At 66.5% G+C, this 1,444-nt stretch carries 1 protein-coding gene; it reads right to left on the bottom strand.

Annotated features, from left to right (window positions below; genetic code table 11):
• Window positions 1-13: 13 nt before the first annotated feature.
• Window positions 14-1,219 carry an IS110 family RNA-guided transposase gene (locus EV191_RS29980; protein WP_132881509.1) on the bottom strand — a complete coding sequence of 402 codons (1,206 nt, stop codon included), beginning with the start codon at window positions 1,217-1,219 and terminating at the stop codon, window positions 14-16.
• Window positions 1,220-1,444 lie beyond the last annotated feature (225 nt).

Raw genomic sequence — 1,444 nt, 5'->3', positions numbered from 1 at the left:
CTCAATGATCGTGTCAAGCGTTGATGGCTGCGGGTGTGCTGGTTTGCCAGGGACGGTTGTCGCGCAGCAGTGCCCAGAGGACGTCGACCAGGCGGCGGGACAAGGCGATCATGGCCTTGGTGTGGCGTTGGCGCTCGGATCGTTTTCTTTGGTAGAACGCTCGCGATGGTCCGTCGGTCTTGAGGCTGGAGAAGGCAGCCATGTAGAAGACGTGGCGGAGTCGTCGGTGGTAGCGCTTGGGTCGGTGCAGGACGCCGGCGCGGCGTCCGGAGTCGTTCGGGACGGGGGCGAGCCCGGCGTAGGCGGCCAGGCGGGCCGGTGTGCCGAAGGCAGCCAGATCGCCCGCGGTGATCGCGATGAACTCCGCTCCCAGGATCGGCCCCATGCCGGGCATGCTTTCGATGATCTTCGCTTGCGGGTGGTCGCGGAAGCGTCGAGTGATGAGCTTGTCGATGTCTTTGATCTCCCGGTCCAGGTCGAGGAGTTGCCGGGCGAGGCGGCCGATCAGCTGGGCCGTGGTGGTTTCCCCTGGCAGCGCGACGGTTTGTGCCTGGGCGGCGGCCAGCGCCTTGGCGACCATGCCGGGAATGGACGGGCGGTGCGCGCGGCCGGCACGCAGGTAGACGGTCAGCCCGTCGGCGCCGGCCGAGCGGATCGCCGTCGGCGTGCTGAACTCGCTGACCAAGATCAACGCCGATCGGGTGGAGTAGTCGAAGGCCCGTTCCAATGCGGGGAACACGCGGGTCAGCAGCTCCCGCAGCCGGTTGACCCCGCGCACCCAGTCCGCCATCAAGTCGGCGCGATGCCCGGTGAGCAGGGACAGCTCCACCACCAGCTCGTCCGGCGTGGTGATCTCGGTGAGATCACGCCGCAGGCGTGCGGTCTCGGCGATGACCTTCGCGTCGCGGGCGTCGGTCTTACCCTCACCGGCGAACGCGCCGCTCATCCGATCGACCATCGATCCCGGCACATAGACCACGCGCTGACCGGCCGTGACCAGCAAGGCCAGCAGCAGCGCGGCCCCGGCCGAGGTCAGGTCCACCGCCCACCGCGCTTCGGGAACCGACCGCGCCGCCAGCGCCAACACCTGCTCAATCGCCGCCTGGTCATTACGAACCTGCTTGGACCACAAGACGTTGCCGAGGTGATCCACGGCAACAACATGGTGGCACGCCTTGCCCGCGTCCACACCGATCCACACCAGGTCAGGCACTGTCATCAAAAGATGCCTCTCGTCACTCGGTTTACGCCCGGGGACGTCTCCGCTGGCAAACCCCTAAACAGCGACCAATCGCAACACGTCTCAATGAGCAGCCGGAGCGTCCAGAACGACGGGGTGACCATCCTCCGAGAGCCATACGACCGGCAGTACCCGATAAGCCACGCCCCATCGCTTCTGGGCGGTCAGGGCGATCAATCCCTGAACAAGATCAACCTTAGGGGT

The sequence above is a fragment of the Tamaricihabitans halophyticus genome (genome assembly GCF_004340875.1).
In the GTDB taxonomy this organism is placed as follows: domain Bacteria; phylum Actinomycetota; class Actinomycetes; order Mycobacteriales; family Pseudonocardiaceae; genus Tamaricihabitans; species Tamaricihabitans halophyticus.
Note: the sequence above shows the minus strand (reverse complement) of the source record. Positions and strands in the feature narration are given on the sequence as shown.